The sequence below is a fragment of the Oculatella sp. LEGE 06141 genome (assembly GCF_015207605.1).
Taxonomy (GTDB): domain Bacteria; phylum Cyanobacteriota; class Cyanobacteriia; order Elainellales; family Elainellaceae; genus Oculatella.
Genome location: NZ_JADEWO010000025.1, coordinates 1 through 24,321, shown reverse-complemented (window position 1 = coordinate 24,321; position 24,321 = coordinate 1). Strand labels below are relative to the sequence as shown.

Annotated in this window: 23 protein-coding genes; 8 read left to right on the top strand and 15 right to left on the bottom strand. The window is 50.4% G+C overall.

Annotated elements, in window-relative coordinates:
• The first annotated feature begins 269 nt into the window (after positions 1-269).
• On the top strand, positions 270-746 hold the full coding sequence (locus tag IQ268_RS17160) for a YidH family protein (protein WP_193881538.1): 477 nt from the start codon (positions 270-272) through the stop codon (positions 744-746).
• A gap of 82 nt (positions 747-828) precedes the next feature.
• On the opposite strand, the gene IQ268_RS17155 is transcribed toward IQ268_RS17160, so the two are convergent.
• Entirely contained in the window at positions 829-1,713 is an 885-nt protein-coding gene (locus tag IQ268_RS17155; RefSeq protein ID WP_193881536.1) for a macrolide 2'-phosphotransferase, read from the bottom strand.
• A gap of 263 nt (positions 1,714-1,976) precedes the next feature.
• Here IQ268_RS17155 and IQ268_RS17150 point away from each other — a divergent pair, with 263 nt between their 5' ends.
• From IQ268_RS17150 to IQ268_RS17145, 3 genes are all read left to right on the top strand, one after another.
• Positions 1,977-2,243 (top strand): hypothetical protein, encoded by a 267-nt coding sequence (locus IQ268_RS17150; RefSeq protein WP_193881534.1) that lies wholly within the window; start codon positions 1,977-1,979, stop codon positions 2,241-2,243.
• Positions 2,244-2,670: 427 nt separating this feature from the next.
• On the top strand, positions 2,671-2,796 hold the full coding sequence (locus IQ268_RS32965; protein ID WP_255527215.1) for a hypothetical protein: 126 nt from the start codon (positions 2,671-2,673) through the stop codon (positions 2,794-2,796).
• Positions 2,797-3,424: 628 nt separating this feature from the next.
• Positions 3,425-3,976 (top strand): hypothetical protein, encoded by a 552-nt coding sequence (locus tag IQ268_RS17145; protein ID WP_193881532.1) that lies wholly within the window; start codon positions 3,425-3,427, stop codon positions 3,974-3,976.
• A 40-nt stretch (positions 3,977-4,016) separates the two neighbouring features.
• Here IQ268_RS17145 and IQ268_RS17140 read toward each other — a convergent pair whose 3' ends face one another.
• From IQ268_RS17140 to IQ268_RS17130, 3 genes are all read right to left on the bottom strand, one after another.
• Complete coding sequence (locus tag IQ268_RS17140) at positions 4,017-4,973, bottom strand: magnesium transporter (RefSeq protein ID WP_193881530.1); 957 nt, start codon at positions 4,971-4,973, stop codon at positions 4,017-4,019.
• A 138-nt stretch (positions 4,974-5,111) separates the two neighbouring features.
• The gene (locus tag IQ268_RS17135) at positions 5,112-5,864 is read right to left on the bottom strand and encodes a SprT family zinc-dependent metalloprotease (protein ID WP_339383364.1); all 753 of its coding nucleotides are present in this window, start codon (positions 5,862-5,864) and stop codon (positions 5,112-5,114) included.
• 160 nt (positions 5,865-6,024) lie between these two features.
• On the bottom strand, positions 6,025-7,017 hold the full coding sequence (locus IQ268_RS17130; RefSeq protein WP_193881528.1) for an EI24 domain-containing protein: 993 nt from the start codon (positions 7,015-7,017) through the stop codon (positions 6,025-6,027).
• A gap of 617 nt (positions 7,018-7,634) precedes the next feature.
• On the opposite strand from IQ268_RS17130, the gene IQ268_RS17125 reads away from it, so the two are divergent.
• Positions 7,635-7,844 (top strand): hypothetical protein, encoded by a 210-nt coding sequence (locus IQ268_RS17125; protein ID WP_193881526.1) that lies wholly within the window; start codon positions 7,635-7,637, stop codon positions 7,842-7,844.
• A gap of 944 nt (positions 7,845-8,788) precedes the next feature.
• Here IQ268_RS17125 and trmFO read toward each other — a convergent pair.
• From trmFO to IQ268_RS17110, 3 genes are all read right to left on the bottom strand, one after another.
• Entirely contained in the window at positions 8,789-10,141 is a 1,353-nt protein-coding gene (trmFO, locus tag IQ268_RS17120; RefSeq protein ID WP_193881689.1) for an FADH(2)-oxidizing methylenetetrahydrofolate--tRNA-(uracil(54)-C(5))-methyltransferase TrmFO, read from the bottom strand.
• Positions 10,142-10,523: 382 nt separating this feature from the next.
• Positions 10,524-10,844: a hypothetical protein gene (locus tag IQ268_RS17115; protein WP_193881523.1), complete on the bottom strand. Its 321-nt coding sequence runs from the start codon at positions 10,842-10,844 to the stop codon at positions 10,524-10,526.
• A 97-nt stretch (positions 10,845-10,941) separates the two neighbouring features.
• Positions 10,942-12,249, bottom strand: a complete 1,308-nt coding sequence (locus IQ268_RS17110; RefSeq protein ID WP_193881520.1) for an NAD(P)/FAD-dependent oxidoreductase — start codon at positions 12,247-12,249, stop codon at positions 10,942-10,944.
• Positions 12,250-12,827: 578 nt separating this feature from the next.
• On the opposite strand from IQ268_RS17110, the gene IQ268_RS17105 reads away from it, so the two are divergent.
• Positions 12,828-12,971, top strand: coding sequence for a hypothetical protein (locus tag IQ268_RS17105; protein ID WP_193881517.1), 144 nt, complete (start codon positions 12,828-12,830; stop codon positions 12,969-12,971).
• A 20-nt stretch (positions 12,972-12,991) separates the two neighbouring features.
• On the top strand, positions 12,992-13,477 hold the full coding sequence (locus tag IQ268_RS17100; RefSeq protein ID WP_193881513.1) for an SRPBCC family protein: 486 nt from the start codon (positions 12,992-12,994) through the stop codon (positions 13,475-13,477).
• Positions 13,478-13,566: 89 nt separating this feature from the next.
• Here the strand turns inward: IQ268_RS17100 and rbsK are convergent, their stop codons facing one another.
• From rbsK to IQ268_RS17060, 8 genes are all read right to left on the bottom strand, one after another.
• On the bottom strand, positions 13,567-14,499 hold the full coding sequence (gene rbsK, locus IQ268_RS17095) for a ribokinase (protein WP_193881509.1): 933 nt from the start codon (positions 14,497-14,499) through the stop codon (positions 13,567-13,569).
• 9 nt (positions 14,500-14,508) lie between these two features.
• Entirely contained in the window at positions 14,509-15,576 is a 1,068-nt protein-coding gene (locus IQ268_RS17090; RefSeq protein ID WP_193881506.1) for a class I mannose-6-phosphate isomerase, read from the bottom strand.
• An 85-nt stretch (positions 15,577-15,661) separates the two neighbouring features.
• Positions 15,662-17,125, bottom strand: a complete 1,464-nt coding sequence (gene xylB / locus IQ268_RS17085; protein ID WP_193881503.1) for a xylulokinase — start codon at positions 17,123-17,125, stop codon at positions 15,662-15,664.
• Between the two features lie 72 nt (positions 17,126-17,197).
• The gene (locus tag IQ268_RS17080; protein ID WP_193881500.1) at positions 17,198-18,205 is read right to left on the bottom strand and encodes a ribose ABC transporter permease; all 1,008 of its coding nucleotides are present in this window, start codon (positions 18,203-18,205) and stop codon (positions 17,198-17,200) included.
• Positions 18,202-19,752 (bottom strand): sugar ABC transporter ATP-binding protein, encoded by a 1,551-nt coding sequence (locus tag IQ268_RS17075; RefSeq protein WP_193881498.1) that lies wholly within the window; start codon positions 19,750-19,752, stop codon positions 18,202-18,204. Before IQ268_RS17075 ends, IQ268_RS17080 begins: the two co-directional genes overlap by 4 nt.
• Positions 19,753-19,779: 27 nt before the next feature.
• Entirely contained in the window at positions 19,780-20,769 is a 990-nt protein-coding gene (locus IQ268_RS17070; RefSeq protein WP_193881496.1) for an ABC transporter substrate-binding protein, read from the bottom strand.
• A gap of 601 nt (positions 20,770-21,370) precedes the next feature.
• A complete protein-coding gene (xylB, locus tag IQ268_RS17065) occupies positions 21,371-22,837 on the bottom strand; it encodes a xylulokinase (protein ID WP_193881494.1) in 1,467 nt (488 codons plus the stop codon).
• A gap of 187 nt (positions 22,838-23,024) precedes the next feature.
• Positions 23,025-23,846, bottom strand: a complete 822-nt coding sequence (locus IQ268_RS17060; RefSeq protein WP_193881492.1) for a hypothetical protein — start codon at positions 23,844-23,846, stop codon at positions 23,025-23,027.
• A gap of 271 nt (positions 23,847-24,117) precedes the next feature.
• Here IQ268_RS17060 and IQ268_RS17055 point away from each other — a divergent pair.
• On the top strand, positions 24,118-24,321 hold a 204-nt coding region (locus IQ268_RS17055), incomplete at its 3' end, for a hypothetical protein (protein ID WP_193881490.1).

Sequence of the window (24,321 nt, the reverse complement as noted above, 5' to 3'; positions counted from 1 at the left end):
TATCAGCAGTCCCACCCGCAATTATCGCCCTATGATTGAGGGTCAACAAGTCATTCTATTAAAGGGCGAGGCGTATTGCGCGATCGCTCATGGGTATGAGATGATGCGTCTTATGAAAATACGGTAAATCGATCGACTTGCCGTAAAATACATAGCGCAACACATGCGAATTATTGTTCTATGGTTTTCTGCCCTTCGAAACGGCCTGACTTGGAGGCACCTTTGCTGGTAGAGATAGCGGTTTCCCGCGCGATTGGACAGAGTGGAGCATGACCCAACCGCAGCAGACGAATGCTGAAGTTGAATTGAAGCGGAACGATCAGCAGTACGGCGATCGCCTCACTCCACCTGAAGCGACAAACAGTGCCGATCGAGCCAATTTTCCGTCACGGGTTCGAGATCATCTGGCTAACGAGCGCACTTATTTAGCCTGGATGCGAACGGCGATCGCGCTAATGGGGTTTGGTGTAGTAATTGCTCGGCTGCGGTATATCCTCTCTCCTGATACACCCGGTACAGGCTATGGTTTAGCATTAGGTCTTCTATTTGCTTCCATTGGGTTACTCACCGTGCTGCTTTCGACCTATCACTATTTCTCAATTCGCGATGCCATTGATACGCATCAATATCAACCGGCTGGTCGGTGGGTCGTTTTATTTAGCTTAGTGATTGCGCTGCTGGGAACTGGCGTGATTTATGTTTTGTTTGCGATCCCAAGCCGTTCCAGATTCCCGTTTTTGGATTAACCCAAACTCGGACTGGCGCACTCAGTGTAGTTTAGAGGATGCGTTAAAGGTTTGATTTGTAGCCCGACACCTGTAGGGACGTTTAAAGTAGTCCAAGTTGACCCTTAGCGGCAGTGATGTGCTCGTCCATATTTGTTTTAATGGCGAAGATAGCATAATTCAAGGGTGTCGCTGAATAGCGCTCTACAGAGTGGGCAAAAATGTTCTCCCATACTCTTCCTCCAAACTTTTTATACCAATCTATTAAGTCCCTCAAACTTTGCTCTCCAAAAACAGCGATGTGCCCTGAAAGATCAATAGATGGGTCACCGACTTGACCTTCAGACCAATCGATAATACCGCTGACTTCCCCATTCTTATCAGCAAGAATGTGGCCTGCATATAAATCGCCGTGAATGAAAGTAGAAAAAGTAGGCCAAAGACTATCGGTATCTACCCATCTTCGCCATCGGGTTTCCAGTTCAGCACTTATTCCGATTTCTCGTTTTACACTCTCAATATTATGCAAAATTTCTTGTCGAGCCATTTGAGGTGTTAGTGATTTTACACCTATTGAGGCGGCTTCCTGGGTCGGGATGTGATGGAGTTCGACAAGAACTTTAGCCAGTGATGAAACAATGCGGGTATTTTTTTGATCGATATTCCATGTAATCCCGTATGTTTCAGGGTCAAAAGTGATAACAGGCTTATTCTCCAATAAGGGATATGCCACCAGCTTTGGACTTGCAATTTTCCAATCGGGAACGGAAATAGATAAATACTTTCTGGCTAGAGCTAATATCTTTTTCTCTTGTTCAATTTGGCTGGCTAAATTGTCACGACGAGGTATTCGCAGTACCCACTTTTTACCGTTGATATCAGTGACAAACGCCACTTTGAAATCAATCCCCATTTCATTAAAGACTAGATCATCGTTAAGTTGGAGACCATAACTAGCGGCCAAATTTAAAATGTCATCTCTTTTCATATTTTCTGCCAAACGGGGAGGTTCTGCGGCGGTTAGCAACTGTTGCAGCCAAATAGAACACTCTTACATGGACAACGATTTGTTAGCCTATCGCACTGCTCACGGCAGTAACTTCACTATGAACTCAGCAACGAGTAGTTATAGTTTATCCGTTGGAAATAAACCAGGCCAACCCTGCTCTGGTGTTTGCTGAGTGAGGGCTTACAGCAGATCTCAATTGAGTCAGCCACCGTCTCGCCAAGATGGGAGGTAGGGTTTGGAGTGTGGTGAATGCAAATGAAAATGGCTGTAAGTCCTGTGTCAATCCAGGCGTTTCGCGGGGTGTAGCAGCGTTTGAGTATGAACCCAAAACACAAACCCGACTCCACGATTTAACCAACAGCGATCGATCGCAATTTTTTCAGTTGGTGATCTTGGAGGTCGAAGCCAGCAGGGGTTCAGAGCATCGGGCTAACCATCCATACAGCCGATTGACCGAGCCTGTTTTGAAGCTTGAGATGCAGAGCCACATCTTTCGGCAATGTAGCTAGAGGTCTAAACCCTAATTCGGCTGCTGCTTGTCTCATCTTTCTTCGTCTCATTGCTAGACCAAGCTGTATTACATGAGTCTCATCTGCAAGCAGTTGAGTCTTGTTTGAGACTAATTTATTCAAGGCATGGATTGAATGGAGGGCGTTACCGAAATTCAGCAACACTGAATTGAGAGCAAAAGGCTGTAGCAAGCAACCCAACCCCCGCATGGGTAAACCTGCCGCTGTTAAGTATAGATACTTAGTCTTGCAAGCAAAGCCTTTGTTGGCATGGCTCAACCCTTGCTTATAGAACCATTGATGTACTGCGGGACTCGCAGTACATCAAATCCTTGAATTCTTTCCTCGAGAGGGTTTCGACTGACAGCTCAATTTTGTGGACTAGATTTGGACTGTTTTTTAACGCTCTCAAATAGCAGCTTGAACAATGCAGGTACAGTTTATTCAGTGTCGTTTTGCCAAACGACGCTATGAAACAGATCAACTCAGCAGCACCTTTTTTGCACGGCTTGAAACGTCTGTATCAGAAGGAGACACACCGTATCCCAAATAGACTACTTATAAGACAGTGAGTCTCAAGGCGATAAACAGAGTATCTCACTTGAGACTCAGCGTTCATCTTGAGACTCGATCTGCTTTCAACCCAACACTTTTTTCACATTGCTGCACATCCTGAAATATCTGTATCAAATCGAGACGAGATGTATTTTATCTGGACTACTGTCGAGACAGTGAGTCTCAACTCGATAAGTAACTTGTCTTAAATGAGTCCCAATCGCTATATATGAGACTCAACTCAATAAGCTTGAGTCTCACGGCGATATTGGCTCACCTGATTCGCAACACGTTGAACCTCGCAACCCCATTTACTCTTCTTAGATAACTTTTCTGTGAACCTGTATTAGCCCTAACGCCATTATGGAGTCAATTCTACTAAGTTTAATAAGGTAGAAGTAATAGCAGACAACTAGCTAACAATCATTGTTTTAAGATGAGTCCAGTCTTCTTGCGACGAGTCTATAGCTAATACGACGAGTCTTAGGCAAGACTAAGCATGAGTCTTATCTTCTAAGAACTGGACTCATAGAAGTAATGATGGGTCTCGCATTGAGACAAAAAGGCAGTGGAACTTCGTATTGCAAATTCAATCTCTGTTTCTAGCAGAGAGTAGGGGGCTAATCATGGGATACATCCGGTGGGGAACGATTGGAACGTTAATTTTGCTCGGCATTGCGGCAATAGCAGTAGCCGTAGCAAACGCAATGCACTTTTCTACGCCAATAGAACAGATGGATTTGAGCCATCTAGATCAGCGTCTTTTCCTACTGGAATTAGCGCTGGTTCCCCAAACACCCGAAGAAGCTGCTCAACGATGGGCAGAGGGGATCAAGATGCGTAACGGTGCCTTGCAGTTTGCTATTTTGGCTCCAGCGCTGCGGCAATCCTTAGAAGCTCAATATGCCAATCGCTATTGGGTTACGGGAGGTTCTAGCCCCTGGGTAGAGTCCTATACCATCAACCAAACGGCTGCATCCGAAGACAGCGTACAGTTTGCGATTAGATATCAGTTGATGTCGTCCACGGGCAGCGCCGGAATTGCTACTGATACGATCACCGTGGGGCAGATGCAGACCGACGATCGCCCCCAACCTGGCTGGTATATTACCGCCTTGCAATCTTCAATGGACTGGCAACTCTCCCTAGCGCCGTTATCGTCAAAATCCAGACACTGACGCGATCGCCTTCAGTCTGCTCTCCATCTATCCCACCCCCTCATGAAACGAGTACGAGTCGCGCAACATAGAGATAAATCAAAATTCCAATCACATCAACCACCACCGAACTCAGAGGAGCCGACATCAAAGCAGGGTCAAATCCCAACAGTTTGAACATCCACGGCAACAAAGAACCAGAGAGAGTGGCTAAAGTAGCGGTGGCAAACAAGCTAAACCCAACCACCAGCGCCACATCCAGGTTGCCCTTCATTACCAGGGCAATACCTGCAATAACCGCACCCAATACCAGGCCAATTATGGCTCCAGCGATCGCTTGCTCGCCTAACCTTTGCCAGAATTGTCGATGGTTGCCATCATTGCGGCTGAGTTCTCGAATCATCACCGTGGCAGACTGAGTACTCACATTGCCAGCGCTACCAATTAACAGCGGAATAAAAGCAGCAAGTACAACAGCCTGCTGCAACACATCCTCCTGCAAACGAATGGCGGCTGTTGTTCCGGTGTTGGCTAGTAGCAGCACAATCAGCCAAACGATGCGTCTACCAACCCGAACCAACAACCCGGTTTCAAAATAGTTGTCTGTTTCAGACTCACCCCCTTTTGCAGCAGCATCCAGCTCGAACAGGGCTAACCGTTCATCCAGGGGCCGTTGCGCTAAGATCGCAACCACAGGCTGCTGCTTAAAATCGTTGAGCAGAGTTTGCTGCTGCTCCGGAGCAAGACTGTTAAAGGCTTCTACCGCGATCGCAGCAGGAAGGTTTTGTAAAGCCACCCGCTGTTCAGCCACCGAAAGAGCTTGAATCGAGATTGCAACCGAAGACGAATCATCCGTTTGCGGCTCCCGATCAACCTGAAGCGGTACTGGTTCGCCAGAGACCCGCAGCTGGTTCGAATCATCTGCCTTCTCCGCAAAAGCATCACCATGATCAACCGTGCCATGATCAACCGTGAAGCTATCGTCTGTCGCTACGGTCGTTGACGGGTTTGAATCCATATTGTTTGTGCCACCAATCTGCTCCAGGTGTGACCCATGATAGTGAAGCCCTGACCGTCGTTCTTATACCGGGAGTCATAACCAGTGCAGGTAAATGCCTTCCCGTTGGCGGATCTCAACCCCCCAGGGGCAGCCAGATTAAGAATGATCCAGCCACGGAGGAACATAACGCCATGCCTGACGCAATGCCTGGTCGAGCGCTTCATAATTCGGTTCTTTGCGGCCTACCAACGTCCAAAACTGAGACGAATGGTTGAGGTGAATCGTGTGACATAGCTCATGCACAAAGACGTAATGCACTAGCGGCGGCGGCAAGAACAAAAGCTTGCAGTTGAGGCTAATACTTTTGCGGTGAGAACAGCTTGCCCATAGCGTCTTTTGACTTCTAACCGAGGCTTTACCAAATTCCAGGTCAATTTGCTGGCTAACCTGGCGTAACCAGGGAACTAGAGCAATAGTCGCTCGATGAATGACCCATCGCCGTAGAACCTGTTTGCAAGCAGAAATATCCTCAGTGTTGCCCTGAATCAAGAGGCGATTGTTAGAGTGTTCCACCGCATCAATCCCGGGCGATCGTGTCAACTGATACTCAACCAGCCAGGTCTGATCAACAGCTTGCAGAGCGATCGCCTCTGGTAGCGGAGTCAGCGTTGCAGCCGTAACCAGTTGACGTTGTTCTTCAATCTGAGCGCTAGTGGTTTGAATCCAGGCTTGCTTACGGTGCAAAATATCAGGAATTTGGCTGCGATCGAACCCCTGCGGAATAATGACCTCCAACCCATGATCCACCGAAAACTTGAGGCGAACATGCTTTGCCCTGGGACTAACACGAACCGTATACCCCACAGGAAAGGGAGGTGCCTTCAACGAATTGGGGACTGGCTTTGCCACAGAACTAACACCGTTTCATTAATTGGTTACATCGATTGATAAGACATGGGGAGTCCATCTATCCCGACGCTGACCTTGCAGGTACAGCACGGAACTGTTCGCCTCCCCAACCCACCATTGGTTAAATCATAAAACAGCCGACTGCTTCAAACCAGGTAGATCAAGACGGCTTAGAGGACGGCAGTTCTGGCAGGACGCGATCGCAGACAAACAGCGTACCTGCCGTCACACATAACGGAATAGCCAACAAATTAATCAACGGAATACTAACCAGCCCAAAGCACACCAGCCCAAAGCTAGCGCTAGCCGGTAAACTGCGCCAAAGTACCCCCAGCTTTTGGCGAAACCGCAAACGGCGACGCTCAAGCGGGGAATCTAAAAAGTCAAGACAGACCAATGTTGCCGCCAGCAAAATACCGCCAATGCTAGCCGTCAGTGTACCAACACCAGGAAAAAAGCCCAGCAGCAGCAGTGGCATTCCACAGCCCAGCCCAACCGCTAATTTCTTTAGCTCGTATAAAACAGCTCGCCCAACATCTTGAGCAAGGCCAACTTCAATTAATGCAACTTGTCCGGTGCGCGTTTTCTCTATCTCTTCAGAGAGCTTGCCATACCAGGGCGACCCCAACAGCACGCCAAACTGAAGCAAGATAAATCCCGTAACCAGCAGCAATACAAAGGTCAGCACAACCCGCAGTAGGCCAATCAAAATCAGCAGTCCCCAGCGAGGCAAATTAGCAAACCAACCTGGCAACGTAGGACTCCAATTCGGCAAGTTGCCGAACCAATCCGGCAGGCTAATCGTCCAGCGGTTTGGCCAGGGAATTGACCAGCGTGGGATATTGATCTGCCAATGAGGCCAGTTGAGAGGCCAATCCGGTAGATGAACTGACCAGTGAGACGCATCAGCCGCCCAGGTTGGCAGATTTGCCATGATAGTGTCGATCGCCCGAAAGCCTAAAAATAACAGTCCAGCATACAGCGTGATCCCTAAAACAACGTTAATTAGAATCGGCATCAGCACATAGATTCGAACGTTAGGCTGCCGCACAAAAAACCAAAACGCTCGAAACGGATAGGTTGCGCCCACAACAATACTTCCGGGGCCTCGACGGACAAGCTGAATGGGTTTGGCAGGTGGCTCTTGGCTCATGTACTCACCGGATTCACAATGAGACTCTACACAACAGCAATCTACCACCCCTCTTAACCAAACGGCTTTCAAGCAGAGGATCTCACCTGAGACGATCGCTGCTGGAGCCGATTCTGTTTCCAAGTCCTTTGATACGGTGCTTGATACGTCTAAAGCAACCGCTTAGAGGATGTTTAAAAGTGCTGAATGTCACCCGAGCCGCCGCCTAAATTCTCCAATTCTGGCTTCGACGTGAGCGCTCAGCCGAACGGGGACTTTGAAATAGAACTGGCTCGGAAGTCCCCCAAGGTTGGGGGATTTAGGGGGCAAACGCAGTACATTTGCTACTTTTAAAGCAACCTCTTAGAGGAAGCTAACTGTACTGGTGCAGCTAAAAATAAGCAAATTGTGTCTGTCAATTCAGAAACAAACCTGATAATTTTTGGTTACTCAACAAACACAGAGAGCGCTGAAGCAGGTTGTTCAGCGCTTTTCTTTTGACTCAGGCAGCAACAGATTTCTCCTGGCAACGCTAAAGTTTTGGCAACTTACCCTCAATTCTGTTGTCTAGCGAACTACTCACGCTATCAATTTGTTGTAAAGTTTAATTAATACTCGGAATTTTAGAGTCCTTAGAAATGCCGAATTTCAATCAAGCGATGGGTATGAATAAGGCAGAAGCACTGGTAGAGCAAGGCGGTATTGATCTCTCTAAACTTTCATCTACCAAGCGAAACCGTATTCTGGCAAAACTACGCGAAATGTTGCAAAAACAGTCCCGCTTTAGTCGGCTCCAAGAGAACAACGTCAGCGATCGCCTCACCTGTTGCCCAGCCAGCCCCAAGTAACTCCATACCGTTGGCTCATTTGCACAAAGGATGCATGACCAGTGACCAATGGCAGAGTAAAAACAGAGCAGGAACACAGCCGGAATAGTATGGTCACTCTCGCCTTAGCCTATTAGAACGGCAAACCAGGCTTGAACCCAACCGATTTCGATCGCAACCGATTTGAAGCCACAAAAAAGCAGCCTCTGATAAAGCGGCTGCCCATGAAACGTCTAATTCTTTACCCAATCTACCATCGAGATTCTGCTCTGTCAGTCTTGTAAGTAACAAAATGCGGTTTTGGGTCAAAAGAAAGCAGTCTGACCCCAAGAAACTGCTCAGACCGCTAAGGATTGTCCCTTTGGTTACAAAGTAGCGGATCAAGCTAAAACCCGTCGGTGATTTAGAAGACACAGCCCTACTAATTCGGTCTCAGTTAAAAGACAGATTTGAAACGGATTGTGAACTACTCCCAAGGGGATACCGTTGTTCCGACTCCCGATAGGGATCTAAATCAAACCACATTGATATATTAAATACATAACAAAACCGTACTGGATGGGGGTTATATCGCTGTGCCCCATTATCACATCTCGAAGGAGAGCGACGTCAGAGATGTGGACAGTCACTATGAAACAGGTACTAGAGCAGTGTAGAGTTTTTGTCGCTTCCTCTACTTTGTGTCTACCAAGGGAAGGTTAAATTCTTCACCAGAGCGATCTGAGGTAGTCGATGCTTTGAGTTATAACAGCCAAGGCTTGGCTAGAGCTGAGTTCATTGATTATCCCTGTTGTGTAAAGTCAGTTCTCTGAAAAGCTAGCCATATCTGCTCCTCAGGTGGTATCGCCACCTGGGGAGTTTTTGTCGCGATGAACAGGACACCAATAAATATCGGTTCAACCGCAGTCGAACCTCGGCACGTCACTGCCTCATATCGCCAGAGCCGATCTCACGTAGAAACACCCCTAAGCAAGGCTGGCAACGGGTTCAGTTGCAGATGCGAGTTGGTGCGTCTTGATCCAGTTAGCCAGATCGGTTAACGAGCGATCGCGATAGACTCCATATCGTTCTCGCTTATTGCGAATGCGCTGCGGCAATTCTGGAATAATGCCAAAGTTAGGCGGCATCGGCTGAAAGTGCTTTGCAGAAGCAGAACTAATAAAATCAAACAACGCTCCCATCATGGTGGTAGTGGGTAGGGTCAGCGGGTCATGTCCCAGGGCAATACGAGCAGCATTCGTTCCAGCCAACCAACCGCCAGCAGTAGCGGCAGTGTAGCTCTCGGTGCCCACCAACTGCCCAGCCGCCAAAACCGTTGGACGCTTCTTGAATTGCAGCGACGGCAGCAGCAGTTCGGGCGAATTGATAAAGGTGTTGCGATGCATCACGCCCATCCGCACAAACTCAGCCGATTCTAAACCGGGAATTAGCCGAAAGACGCGCGTTTGTTCGCCCCAGCGCAGGTTCGTTTGAAACCCCACCATGTTCCAGAGCTGTCCGGCTTTGTCTTCCTGGCGCAACTGCACCACAGCATAGGGGCGATCGCCCTCTTGACGGGCATCCGATAGCCCCACTGGTTTAAGCGGCCCATAGCGCATCGTGTCTTCTCCCCGCCGCGCCATCTCCTCAATGGGCAAACAGGCTTCAAAAAACTTGGCGGTTTCGCGTTCAAACTCCTTTAGCTCGGCTTGTTCTGCCCTACACAGTTCTTGCCAAAAGTGGAGATACTGTTCCCGATTCATTGGGCAGTTGAGGTAAGCGGCTTCACCCCGGTCATAGCGAGATGCTAAAAAGGCCACGTCGCGGTTAATGGACTCACCCACAATAATGGGGCTGGCTGCATCAAAAAAGCTCATGTACTCTAACCCGGTGAACTGCTGAAGGTCGGCAGCTAAGTCGTGGGTAGTTAAGGGGCCACTGGTGAGCACCACAATACCTTCAGTCGGAAGGTGGCGCACTTCGCCGCGCCGCAGCTCGACCAGGGGATGGCGATCGAGTACTTCCGTTAAATCGCGGCTAAAAACAGCCCGATCGACCGCTAATGCACCACCCGCTGGAACGGCATGTTCGTCTGCTTTAGCAATGACAACAGAACCAAGCCGTCGCAACTCTTCGTGTACCAATCCAGACGCGCGATCGCTGGCCTGCGCTCCAAACGAGTTGCTGCATACCAATTCAGCTAAATGCTCGGTATGGTGAGCCGGACTGAGCTGCTGCGGTCGCATTTCATGCAAAATTACCGGAATGCCAGCCTGAGCAATCTGCCAGGCGGCTTCGGTTCCTGCCAATCCGCCTCCAATCACCTGAATCGGTTCCATAACTGCCATCGTTACCCAACTATCGTTACCTGAACTGTCTGCCGCACAAAAAACGGTATCTCCAGGCTACCGGATTGTAGAGCGTCTTGCCGAACGGATAGCGCCGCACAGAACGGTGATGAGTGGTCGAACAATGTATTGCCCACTATCCTTTCCAGATCTTCGAGCCTATCATCCTTGCCTGATACTGTTCTAGGGAATAAATATCATAGACAACCACATAAAGCAGCATGGCACCCGTTATAAGCTTCTCCCAGTCAACACGTTCCATCGGGGCTGCTCACCATCATCTTAATCATTGACTCGGAACGTCTGCTCCATTCGTTGCTCAATCGCTTTGAGATATCGCTTTGAGATATTTCCTGCGCCCCAACTCAACCCGCTAGGCTCGCTTTGCGGTGAACAGAGAAGTATCTCCCTTGTGAAATTTGATTTTTCCCTCTAACGTATTTTTATCGTTCAGTTTCAACCAGCCACTACCAAATACTTCATCATTCTCATCGCTTCCTTCCCAGGTAAATTCGAGCTTCTCACTCGATTGCTCCTTGACCACCTCACCATCAATTCGTCCGGTGACTAAACCGAATTGAAAGTCACCCGATCCCCGTTGATCAATTTCAATATAAGCCTGTACCTCCATATTGAAGTAATCCTCGTCCCAATTTTCCATATCAGTGATATGCCAGGTTCCCGCAAATTTCATAATTGCTTATTCATGGGTTGTAAAGGCTTTTAAGGTTGGTCAGTCAAGCAATCAGGAGCATCCTCTCCTGACTTCAATTAACTTGTCAGGAATATGATTACCTTGACCCTGAAGAATAGCGCACAGCCTTATTACGGCTGCCTTTACGAGTTTCAACACTGGTCGCTAGCGGCATAATCGAGCGAATGGCACGATCGCCAACCCCATAGGTATACAACCAGTTCAGCAACACCATCAACCGACTGCGGTATCCCGGCAAATAGACCAAATGAACGCCCAACCACATGATCCAGGCCAGGAAGCCAGTAAAGGCGATCGCGCCAATCTTTCCAACTCCAGAATAGCAGCCAATAATGGCTAACCGACCTTTGTTGAAGTAGCGAAACGGCTTTGGCGCTTTACCCTGAAGCTGCCGCTTGATATTACGAGCCACTGCAACCCCCTGCTGTAAGGCTTCTGGTGCCACCCCCACCAGCGGCTTACCGTCTTGTTCAACATAGGCAACATCGCCAATGGCATATACCTGCGATCGCTCGGCCACTTGCAGCGTCGGTTGCACAACTAGCTTGCCTTTGGTTGCATGTGATAGCTCATCAGAGGCATCAGGAGGAGCCGCTTCTAATCCGGCAGTCCAGATCACCGTAGCCGTTGGAATCAACTGATGGTTATGCAAATGAACCGCACCCGCCGTCACTCGACTCACTTTTGCATCTAGATAAACATTGACTCCAATTTGACGCAAACGCTTGTAGGTATAGGCTCCTAGCTTTTTAGGTAAACCCACCAAAAGGCGACCGCTCGACTGCACCAGAATGACCTTAATATGCTGATGCTCCAGGCGCGGGTAGTCGCGAAAGAGCGCATCCTGAAACAGTTCCACTAAAGCGCCCGCCATTTCAACCCCTGTTGGCCCACCTCCCACAATGGCAAAGGTGAGTAATTGCTGGCGGCGCAAAGAATCTGGTTCCTGTACCGCTTGCTCGAAACACGACATGATGTGGTTTCGCAACACAACCGACTCCTCCAGAGTTCGCAGGGCAAAGGCGTGATCTGGCACTCCCGGAATAGTTTGGAACTGGGTTTGACTACCCGTTGCCAATACCAAAAAGTCGTATGAAATCGCAGCACGGTTGGTTTGAACTACTTGATTGGCCAAATCAATGTGGTTGACTTCAGCCATCAAAAAACGCACGTTGGGCAATCGCCGCAGCAAGGTTCGCACAGGATAAGCAATTTGTTCTGGCTCAATTTGAGCAGTGGCAACCTGATAAAGCAGCGGCACAAAGGTGTGATAATTATTGCGATCGATCAGCACCACTTCGGCACCCGATCCGGCTAACGACTGAGCCGCCTGTAGGCCGCCAAAGCCAGCCCCAACCACCACAACGCGAGAACTAGTTTGCACAATCTCATTCCTCTAAATGCCTCAATCCCGTTCTCTAAACACTGAACCATTGAATGAATACCCAACGCAGGCTGGAAGTCTCACTCGGTATCAGGTACGGTTCCTTCAGAATCAACGGGTCTGAGCCAGTTGAACGTTACGAATACCGTTTTGTCGAATTTGTCGAACGAGTCGAACGATGGGGGGCTTTGTTGGCCGCTATAGCCAACACCACTCTATTTTTAACGAATTGTTAATTATTGACAAGTAATTGTTAATAATTTATGGTCGTGGTAAGTGCCCAGACACGGCCAACGTTCACAGGTTTTGCAAGGCTACTGTGATCAATGGCTGGTTCGGTCGGCTACAGTGCATGAGATGGAAAGCGCATGGGATGGGAAATGCATGAGATGAAACTGGTACGACTGTCGTTCCCGTTTCTCGTCAGAACAGCACCGTCTCACGTCCGCTACAGTTCTGATGGCTAACCCAAACGGGTTGCATAAGTCCCTTAAGTTTCCGGCATTGCTGGATAGACGGATGAATTATTGATAGGCTATGGCTCTGATCGCCCCCTCCATTCCTCCGCATTTCCCAGATTGGGAACTTCCCGGCTATTTTGGGTTCAAAGTCTCTCGGAATTGGAAGAGCCAGAGAGCCGCTCAGGTTACTTCGAGTTACAGTTAGTGCTGTTTAAAGCATCCTCTCAAGTTCCAGTGCTGCGATCGCGTATTGTTAATTGAAACCTTAACCCGTCAAGCAAATGGCAAACTGGCTAGAGCATCGTGTACAGGTTCACATCGAAGCCCCCATGCCGCTGGTGTGGGAACTGTGGTCAGATTTAGAGCAAATTCCGAACTGGATGAAGTGGATTCAAGCCGTTGAGATTGTTCAACCCGAGCCAGAACTCTCTCGCTGGACGCTAGACGCACGGGGTCTTAAATTAAGCTGGCTGTCTCGAACGGTAACCAAGCTGCCACAAGAACGGCTGGAATGGGAATCGGTAAACGGGCTGTCAAATCGAGGAACCGCACGATTTCAGCGTCAGGCCACAGGATGTTTGGTTGAACTGTCGATCGCCTATACGGTGCCTCGCGTGGTCGGCGCTTTTGTAGACAAACTGTTTTTAGGACGGTTGGTTGAATCCACCATTCAAGCCGATTTAGACCGCTTTCGTCAGTATGTGCTGGATACCCAGGCTGACCTGGCTACAGCAGAGTCATCGGGTTCAACCTCAACCCGCACCTGATCAAAGATTGGAATAGGACGAAAAATTCAACCCTGGGACATATCCGAGCCGGACTGGTTCTGGGTTATCGCTGGTTTGGCCTACCTGCTTCACATGCCGTGTCGGCTTAAAAACGTGTCAAACGTAGCGCGATCGGGTAGTGAAGGCTGTGCCCCTGGTTTGGTCACCGAGAGCGCCCCAGCCGCCGCCCCCCAACGAATAGCTTCTCGTAGCGATCGCCCTTCCGCGAGTGCAGCGGCTAAACCGCCATTGAAAGCATCTCCAGCCGCAACGGTATCAACCGCCTGCACAGCAAAGGTTGGGGTAAAAAAGGTTTCAGTGGCGGTTGAACAAAAAGCACCCTTTGCACCCAATTTGATTACGACCGTATTGACGCCTCGCTGGTGCAACACATCCGCTGCCTGTGCCGCTGTTTCGGCATCATCGACCGGAAACCCAACCAACTGTTTGGCTTCCACCGTATTAGGCGTAATGATATCCACCAGCGAATACAGCTCAGACGGTAAATTAGACTGAGCCGGAGCTGGGTCCAGAATGACTCTAACTCCTGCTTTATTGGCGGCTACCGCCGCTGCCTGAATGGCGGGTAAAGGAATCTCAAACTGAAGCAGCAAGGCTGCCGCTCCAGGAAGTTGATGGATGAGCCGTTCCACATCCGCTTCGTTGATTTGCCCGTTCACCCCCGGAACAACAATGATGTGATTCTCGCTCTGATCATCCACTGCAATCATGGCCACTCCAGAATGATTGGAGTCATCCACCCAAATCCCTGCTGTTTGCACGCCAGCTCCTTGCAAACTGGCTAACAGAGATTGGGCAAAATCATCGTTGCCGACCCTGCCAATCATGTGCGTGGGGATACCCAAACGCGCGATCGCCACGGCTTGATTTGCACCCTTACCACCGGGAACCGTCGCAAAACTATAACCCAACAAAGTTTCACCGGGAGTGGGTAGCTTAGGAGTTCTGGCAACCAGATCCATATTAATGCTGCCAAATACAACAACGTGCGGACGGTTCATATGTTCTCCCTACAGTGGCGCAACCTCACCGAGTTGACGAATCTGGTCACGATCGAACCCTGCTTCCATCAGCGGCTCAACCACATCCCTGGGCAGATCGGGAACATAACAGGCAACCAGACTCGCCTGCCGATCCGGAAGGATGCGAACCTCACCGATCGCAGCTGGTAAAATACAGGATTCTCCTTGCTCCAATGTTTCCGTCCCTCCCTCAAATTCTAATTGCACCCGATTGCCCACATTGGTCAGTGTATTACAACGGTGAGGATGCGATCGCTCAACGTACGGCTGTGTCAATATCCATTGTTCCAGAGCAAAGTAAGGGCCAGCACAGCCATAAATCCGCTGATTGCCATTTTGCTCAACCTTTAAACCAGGATTAGGACGAGGATGATAATGGTTTTTCAGCTCATCCAGAGTGGCATTAATGTTAATGTGCCATTGTTCTTGCGAATGCGGGTTGCCATACAAATCGGTAGGCATCACCATTTGGCCTAAGTCAGAGGTTTGTTGCACCTCAAACACCAGCGCATCGGGGCCAAAGGAGTGAATAATGCCCCCAGGAACATAGACCGTATCCCCCGATTGAATGGGATGACGTACCATCACGGCATCATAATCCTGCTGGACGAACGCATCAAAAAGCTGCTCACGGCTAAAGTTCTCCTTAAGTCCGGCGAGGACGGTTGCGCCCGGTGCCGCCCAAACAATGTGCCATGCCTCAGTTTTGCCGTTGGGTTCACCGTACTGACGAGCCGCCGTTTCATCGTCTGCATGGAGGTGAACAGGCAGCATGTGCGAGGCATCCAAAAATTTCTCCAGCAGCGGAAAGTGGGGCCCCTGCCACCCCTGCCCAACCAGTTGATCAGGATATTGCAGAGTCAGATCATGCAGCGTTTTCCCAGCAAAGGTGCCATTGGTAACGGTGCCAGTTGTATCTCGATAGTCGCTGATTTCCCAGGTTTCAGCCACGATACCCTCTGGAAGATGCTGCTTCTGGAGACGATCGCCAATGACCCGTTCGCCAAAGGCATATTGACGCACATGAAACGTGAGCTTGATAGGATACCAGTTCATAGATCCCTCCTCTAAAGCGGTGTGTACAAGCGGTTGCTGATCCTTACGGATAGAGCTAATACTGGCTGGTAGTGATGGCTGATAGTTATGGCGGCAATACTGGTAACTGGCGCGTGTCATCCGCCCACTGCCGCAATTGAGGATACAGGGTACAAAACCGTTGCCATGCCTCCTTCAATTCCACAGGAAGCGGTTCTGGCTGGGTCATTGACAGGGGTGCGGCCTCCTGTGGTAGGGTCATTTTTCCAATGCCCATGCCTGCCAAAATCGCGGCTCCCCGTGCAGAAGCAGAAGCGATCGCTACGCTGTGCAACGGAACCTGTAACACATCGGCCAACAACTGCCGCCACACTGGTTCTAGCGTGCCGCCCCCAGCCAGCCGAAGCTGCGTAGGCGTAATACCTGTGGCAACGATCGCCTCCAGTCCTTGCCGCAAGCTAAAGGCAACCCCCTCCAGTGCGGCGCGCATTAGATGGGCGCGAGTGTGATGTAACCCCAGGCCAACCCAGGCTCCACGGGCATATGGATCGAGATGGGGAGTACGTTCCCCAGTCAGGTAGGGTAAGAACGTCAACCCTTCACATCCCGGCGCAACGGCAAACGCCTCGGCATAAACTTGCGCCCAACTTAAACCCAATATCGTCCGAACCCATTCCAGAGCCAGACCAGCGTTTTGGATGGCGGCCAGCGTATACCACTGCCGGGGTAAAGCAGCTCGATACAAATGAGTTTTGCCGTGAAGGTCAGGTACAGGGTGCGATCGCGGTGTCACAATCTGAGCCCCTGACCCAACCGTGAGTTGAACCACACCAGGAGCAACCAGACCACTGCCCAATAGCGCAGCAGCGGTATCGGCGGCTCCGGTGACGACGGGCAATCCTGCTGGTAAGCCAAGCTGTTCTGCGGCTTCAGCCGTTAACTGTCCAGCGATCTGGCTCGATGGACGCAGCTCAGGGAGCCAATCGGAACGCAGCGTCAGCCGCTGCAAAAGTTCAACCGCCCAGCGATCGCCTATCACGTCATACAGCAACGTTCCCGAAGCATCGGAGGGGTCTGCGGCCACGGCTCCAGTCATCTGCAAGCGCAGCCAGTCTTTGGGTTGCAGCACCCATCGCGCCTGTTGATAGAATTCTGGTTCATGTTGCCGCAACCATAGCAACGTAGAGCCAGCCATCCCTGCCGTGATCGGATTCGCCAACTGCTGCTGGTAACGGGACTCCAGCCCGTGGTATGCCGTCAACCTATCGCTAGAACGAGTATCTGCCCAAAGAATGGCCGGACGCAGGGGGATGCCCGCCGCATTGGTTAGCACCACCCCATGCATTTGACCCGACAGCCCAATGGCCTCAACCGCATCAGTGTGATGTTGAACGGCCGTTTGCACCGCGATCGCCACGGCAGACCACCAGTCTTGTGGCTCAGTTTCAGCCCATCCAGGTTGGGGCGATCGCACTGGATAGGGGCTAGAGGCTTCACCAACGATATCGCCCTCAAGAGACAGCAATAGTGCTTTAGCGGAGCCAGTTCCCAGGTCGATTCCCAGTAGCATTTAGGGTATAGAGGATGGATCAAGGAGTTAGATAGATTGGAGCCAGGTGAATGGAGTTGAATTAACGACCTCCTAGCGGCGTGACGATCGCGTTCTCAGGCGGTCAATGGTCACAGCGACAATAATCACCAAGCCTTTAACCACCAATTGCCAGAAGAAAGAGACATTCAATAGCGTTAATCCATTGTTGAGTAGGGCAATAATGAGCGCGCCGAGGAGCGTTCCCCAAATGGTACCAATACCGCCAGAAAAGCTGGTGCCACCAAGAATAACAGCGGCGATCGCGTCTAACTCGTACCCCTGCCCCAGCATTCCAGTCGCGCTGTAAAGCCGACTGGCGCTCATGATACCCGCCAGACCAGAAAGCAACCCGCTGATGCCGTAAACAAACAGCAGCACAAAGCTAACTTTAATTCCCGTCAGGCGAGCCGCTCGCAGGTTACCACCCACTGCATAAATGTGGGTTCCCAAAACAGTGCGTCTGAGGATAAACCAGCCAGCAACGATGATAGCCAGGGCAATAATCACCAACCAGGGAACAGGGCCAATGCGGGCATTTCCGACCCAGGCAAAATTAATATCAGGATTGATCAGAGTGGTACCACCTGCCAGCAGGTAGGCTATCCCCCGCAAGCCCGTATAGGAACCTAGCGTCACAATGAACGGCGGCAAATCCAGATAGGCAATCAGGGCACCGTTGACCAAGCCCAACCCCAAGCCTGCTAAAAGTGCTGCCGGAACCGCGAACGCCCCCAACCCCGGAGCAAGGGACACCAACAGAGCCACCACTGCCGACACACCCAGAATGGAACCAACCGATAGATCAATGCCACCCGTCAGGATGACAAAGGTCATGCCAGCAGCCAGCACGATGTTAATAGATGCCTGCCGCACCACGTTGATTAAGTTGCCTGCGGTGAGAAAGTTGGGAGTGAGAACGGCAAATAGAATACAAATGATCAGCAGAATCGGTAAGATGCCTGCCACCTGCATCATTGCTTGCCACGACTGCCGCTTACCTAACTTGCGCCGCTTCGCGAGTCGGCTCTGTTCGGGTTTATCTAACCGTGTTTGGCTCATGCTGCGTTAACCTCCCTTGCTCCAGTGGCAAATGCCATGATGTTTTCTTGTGTGATGGCTATTCCCGTGCTGCCACCGACTTCGCCTGTAATTTCTCCCTCTCGCATCACCAAAACGCGATCGCTCATGCCCACCACTTCTGGCAGTTCACTTGAAATCATCAAGATGGCAACGCCTTGAGAGGCTAAGGTGCTGATGATGCGATAAATTTCACCCTTAGCGCCAATGTCTACGCCTCGTGTCGGTTCATCCAACAACAACACCTTAGGATTAATGGCTAACCAGCGTGCCAACAGCAGCTTTTGCTGATTGCCGCCAGACAAATCCATAGCGCGGGTAGCAGGAGTAGCAACGCGAATCCCCAGGTTTTGAATGGCATGATTTGCCACCTGCTTCAAGGTTTTGAAATTCATCACCCCTGCACTCGCATCCTGCCCCAGCACATTCATTGTGATGTTTTGGCTAGAGGACATTTCCAGGAACAACCCCAGATCTTTACGGTCTTCGGGCACGTAGCCAATTCCAGCGGCGATCGCGTCTTTGGGGTTAGAGATGGTGAGCTTGCGGCCTTCCATGTAAACATCGCCACCCGTCTTAGCATCTGCACCAAAGATCAGGCGAGCTAACTCGGTGCGTCCTGCCCCAACCAGGCCGGCCAAACCCAACACCTCTCCGGCATAGAGCCGGAAGCTGGTCGGTTCAATTTTATCCCCATCGGTAATGCCGACAACTTCAAGCAGGGGTGAGGTGCGATCGTCCACAGGAGCATGAACTTTGTGTTCGTAGAAATCCTGTAAGGGACGACCTACCATCATTTGTACCAGCCGTTCTGATGAAATCTCATCATGTTCCAGGCTGCCCACATATTGCCCATCGCGTAAGACACTAACCCGGTCGGCCAACGCATAGACCTCTGCCATCCGGTGGCTGATGTAAATCAGGGCAATGCCATCATCTCGCAAGCGGCGAATGATATCGAACAACCGCTCTGTTTCGCGATCGGAAAGCGCGGCAGTTGGCTCATCCATAACCAGGATGCGGCTTTTATCTTTTAAGGCTCTGGCAATTTCAACCTGCTGTTGTTCGGCAATCGAGAGCCGAGACACCGTTTCATCGGCATCAAAACTGGCTCCCAAATTTTGCAAAATGGCAGTGGCTTCCTGCCTCATGCGATCGCGATCGAGTAGTCCTCCTGGCTTAGTGGATTCATTTCCCATGAAAATGTTTTCAGCGACCGTGAGATTGGGCGCAACATTAAGCTCTTGATAAATTAAGCTGATACCAGCTTGTCTGGCATCACTGGGAGCATTGATCTGCACCGATTCACCATTGATCCGAATCTCACCAGAATCAGTGCTGTAGGCTCCAGCCAGAATTTTCATTAGCGTACTCTTGCCTGCGCCATTCTCACCCATCAGCGCATGAACTTCACCAGGGAAGATGGTGAGTTCAACATCTTGCAGAGCCGCAACTCCATGAAAACTCTTGCTAATCCCCCGCATTTCTAAAATAGGGGTGCTAACCGCTAATGATGGCGAGTGTGTCATTGTTCACAATCCAAACGCTAAAGTGGCTTACTCTCTCGTCCAACCCTGGTACTGATCGATATTGTCTTTAGTGATCAGTTCAACTGGAACCAGAACGGTATCTTGCGGTGGAGTACCACCCTGCAAAATTTGGGTACCGACTTCAACAGCAGTTTCTGCCATTCGGAACGGATCTTGAGCCGCCGTTGCCACAAACAAACCGTCTCGATTTAAAGCCGCAACGGCCTCTGGTGCGCCATCCACCCCCACAATAAACAAGTCGCTGCGGTTAGCTTGCTGCGCCGCCAGTTCGGCACCAATGCCAGTAGGGTCATTAATGGCAAATACAGCATCAATTTCGGGGAAGGAGGTGAGCAAGTCGCTCATGACCTGCAAGCCACCTTCTCGGCTGCCGCCAGCGTTTTGGTCTCGCGAAAGTACCTGGATGCCGGGATTTTGGGACAGAACGCTTTCGCACCCATCAACCCGGTCAATAACGGCCGATACCGGAGGCCCATTGATGATGACAACATTGCCCTCACCATTGAGGCGATCGACAATATACTGACAGGCCACTTCTCCGGCCTGCACGTTGTTCGAGGTCACAGTAGCATCTACGCCGCCCTCAGCCGCAACGTCAACGGCAACCACCGTTGCGCCGGATTCTTTGGCTCGAATCACCGCTGGCGCGATGCCCTGACTGTCGGCAGCATTGAGCAAAATTAAATCAGCACCCGATGCCACAAAATTTTCAACCTGATTGATTTGCTGGTTCAGGTCATATCCGCTGGAGACAACAGTGGTTTGGACATTCTCTCCGGCGAGTCGCTTAGCAGCAGACTCAGCTCCTTTACCCACCTGGACAAAAAACGGATTTCCCAAATCTCCAACCGTCACGCCAACAAGCTGTAAATCACCAGCCTGACCACTGCCATCCTGGTTAGTAGCCTGGGTATTGGTTGTGTCTGGAGAACATGCCATTACACTGCCCAATAACCCAACTAGACCAGCGGCGATCGCTACTTTTTTCACACTCATCTCCTCTAAACGTTTTCTCTAAACCGTCAGGACTAGAAGTAAACAAAAGAGCATCGATGATACTGAAGCATCAACCTGTGTTATCCGACAAAAATTTGAATTGCAAGTTGAAGCCAGAATGTGAATTCTGACCACAACAAAGCAACTGAAAATTAACGGCTCAACTCGTCCGTTCGTTCAGCTTTTGTAGCGCTGCATTCATTCCACAACAAAGTGACTGTTCAAAGAGATGGACTGACAAAATTGCCCTCTCTTTTACAAAACGTTAGTGCTTGATTCTAAAAGAAAATTGAAAAGTGTGGTAACTGAAGGCAACCTTCTAAAGCTGCTTTGGGATATCTAAATTTGCAGATTGTTTTGCAGATTGATAATTCAGTTCAATACGCTACCTTGTACTTCAATATCCTTATCTGAGCATCTTCTATTCTAGAATTCTATCTGTCTTTTAGAGTAAATTAGGCAGTAATTTACAGTGAGGTCAATCGAGCTGAAATGCTGATGTGCAAGGGGTTTTAAGCCGCTTATTTCACAGTTTAATTACGTCTTTTTTTAACAAAATTAAACATTTTGGAAGGCTGATCGGGGCTGTTCTTAGTAAAGCTTAACGCAGCGCTCGAAGCGCCGTATAAAGCTGTTGAAACTGCTCGTATCCTTTCTCATACACTGGATTAGAAACCGATTCAATGGCCTCAGCATCCCGCTGCATTTGGCTAAAAACGGCTTCAAGGTTAGGGTAAGCATTTACTCCTACCATGCCTAGCAGTGCAGCACCATAAGCGGCACCCTCTTCTACACTGGGAATCGTCAATTTTGTCTTTAAAACATCAGACAGAATCTGTAGCCAAATGTGCGATCGCCCGCCTCCACCCGTGGCCATTAATGTGTGCAGTGGTGTAATAGTTTCAACAATTTCCAATGCCACTCGTAAGCTGTAAGCGACTCCTTCCAGGAGCGCACGGGTCAGGTCAGCCTGGCTGTGTGCCAGGGAAAGATTAACCCAGGCACCTCGCGCATCTGGATCGAGGTAGGGAGTGCGTTCTCCAGCCAGATGCGGCAAAAACAGAATGCCGCGCGACCCTGGCACAACCTGGCTGGCCATCTCCGCCAGTTCGCTGTAGCTTAAATGGGGCGCAAACACATCTCGATACCAGCGCAGTGATCCTCCCGCCGCCAGCGTCACCCCCAACAGGTGATAACCACCATCGGCATGGCAAAACAGGTGTACCCGACCCTCAGGGTCAGGAGTGGGACGATCGAGCGGTGCAAAAATCACCCCCGATGTGCCAATACTAAGGCTACCGCGATGCATTCGAGCTGATGAGACTCCCAGGCCAATGGCAGCGGCGGCATTATCTCCCCCTCCGGCCACCACGGGTAGCCCCGCAGGCAAACCAACGGTAGCCGCAATATCTGGTTTCAGGTATCCAGCGATCGCTCTGGAATCAATCACGGGTGGAAACAAATCTAAACGGATATCCAGTGCATTAAGAACGTCTGTATCCCACTGGCGATCGCTCAAGTTTAAGCAGCCTGTGCCTGAAGCATCCGAGGGTTCTGTAACCTGCTCTCCAGTCAAAACATAGCCTAAATAATCTTTGGGTAACAGCACATGTCGGGTTCGCGCAAACGCATCTGGTTCTGCTGTTCTAAGCCAAATTAGCTTGGGAAACTGAAACCCGGTAATAGCAGGATTGCCCGTGCGCTGAATCAAGTCATGGCGCGGCACAGCCGCTTCAATTTCGCCGACCGCTTTTCCCGTGCGCTGATCGTTCCAGAGAATAGCGGGTCGAACCACTGCCCCCTCTGCATCAAGCGGCACCATGCCGTGCATCTGCCCAGACAAGCCCAATACCAAAACGGGAGAGCCGTTGAGTCGTTGCACCACTTCCTTTAAAGCCGCCAGACTGGCATCGACCCAAGCAGAGGGTTGCTGTTCTGTCCAGCCGGGGTGCGGAGTCAACAGGGGATAGCTGCGGGTCGCTTGAGTAATGACATTCCCTTGCAGGTCAACGGCAATGACGCGAACTCCCCCGGTGCCTAAGTCTAAACCGATCGCAACTTCGTTCAATCGTCAACCTCCAATATCATGATTCTGGAATTGATTGTGGATGAGTTTATCCAGTGGCGCTATCATTAACCATTATCATTAACCATTATCATTAACCATTATCATTAACCATTACGTTTCACGCTCGCACCACTCTGTTCTTGTATCATCATCCAACCTGATTCTGGCAATCCCTTCAATAAGTTGATTAAGCCTCAGCGAATGCTAAACCCGTTCCCCACTCATGAATATGCCATTGGCGCGTTCGATTGCCTTCCAGATTTTGGATACGTTGATGGATATATCCCTGGTCTAGCTCTATCACCAGGTCAGACCTAGACCAGAGCGACTGACCTTCTCGCCAGGGCATCGTTGATAACTGAATCTCCCAGGGAACAAGTCCCGACTGGCACACCCCAAGCGAAATTTCGCAGTCCAGGTAGGCCAGGAACTCAGAGGATGGTGTTGAGCTGTCAATGAGTGCGGTTAGCGAATCTGCTGCCGGGAGCGGTTGCGATCGATTCCACATGTAAATGAAGCGATCGCCTGCTGTAACCAGACATCCCTGCCAGGACGGGCGCGAACCCGACTCAGTGGATGCCGTTGCCGGAACCACCAGCGCTGTAAACTCACCTCCGCCATCGTCAATGCGTTGCCATTCTTCTCGGTAGTCCGCATCAACGCCCTCCTCAATTAGCAGATCGCCCTCCCAGGCCAGAGTGCCAATGTCTCGTTGCCCCGTAACCGGCTGATAGTCGATGAATCGATGCCATTGACAGGTTGATTCTTGTAGTTCTGTCATCCCTGCAAACCCCTGCTGATCAGAGAGGGCGATCGCGTCGAATGCCGTTAGGTCGGCCAGCGATGATCGGTCATTGGTGGGGCGATCGGCTGGAATCCGAATATCTCCAAAGCACTGATGGGTTTGCAACCAAATAACTTGAGTCGTTGTGTCTTTAGACCCATCTGTTTCAATGGAGAGCCTACGCCAAACCCCCGTCAACCAATCTGGCAAAGTGCGATCGGGCATACCTGATACGAGTAAATTGAGATGTTTCCAAAGCCTACTACTGTTTGCCGCAAATCGATTCATCCCACCGTACCCATAAATCCAATTTACCGGGTCATTTATGCCGGGATAGGGCTATTTCTGCTGAATGTTTAGAATAAGTGGCTTTATATCAAATGCTACAGGGTTGCACTGCCTCCTACGGGGGATGTCTCAAGGCCAAACAGCCATTTGCTCTGATTGAAAAAATAAAACACGCAACCTGCAAACGCATTAGGAGAAATAATCGATTATGGGTCTACCTCACCATGTGGTGCTAGGCGGCACAGTACTAACCGCGATCGCCAGCGTCAGCATATCCGAAGACGCGATCGCCCTTCCGCTTGAACCCGTTAACGAACCATTAGAAGCTGCCGTTATCGACATTGCACAGGCCACGCGGATTGCGCTACCCACCATCGAATCAGACGCACAGCGCATCAGCCAAGCCACCAGC